This window comes from Pseudomonas sp. 44 R 15 (assembly GCF_900004965.1).
Classification (GTDB): domain Bacteria; phylum Pseudomonadota; class Gammaproteobacteria; order Pseudomonadales; family Pseudomonadaceae; genus Aquipseudomonas; species Aquipseudomonas orientalis_A.
This window is the reverse complement of record NZ_CVTU01000122.1, coordinates 67,818-68,099: the sequence shown is the minus strand read 5'-3', so window position 1 is coordinate 68,099 and position 282 is coordinate 67,818.

Below are 282 nucleotides of genomic sequence, written 5' to 3'. Positions count from 1 at the left end.
GCTTACTTTTGCGCTTTTCAAAAGTGAGCCGCCGTCAGGGCGGAACCCTAAGTGGCCGTTACCGCAGAAACGGATATGTACTCGGTCTGATCCAGCATCCTGGTCGGCCCAGAGGCCGCCATCGGGAGCAAGCCCCCTCCCACAGTTGGACCGGGATCGACACAAAATCCTGGTCGGCTCTGAGGCCACCATCGGGGGCAAGCCCCCTCCCACAGTTGGGCCAGGATCGACACAAGATACCGGTCGGCTCTAAGGCCGCCGCGCTTTTGCTTTTGATCTTAG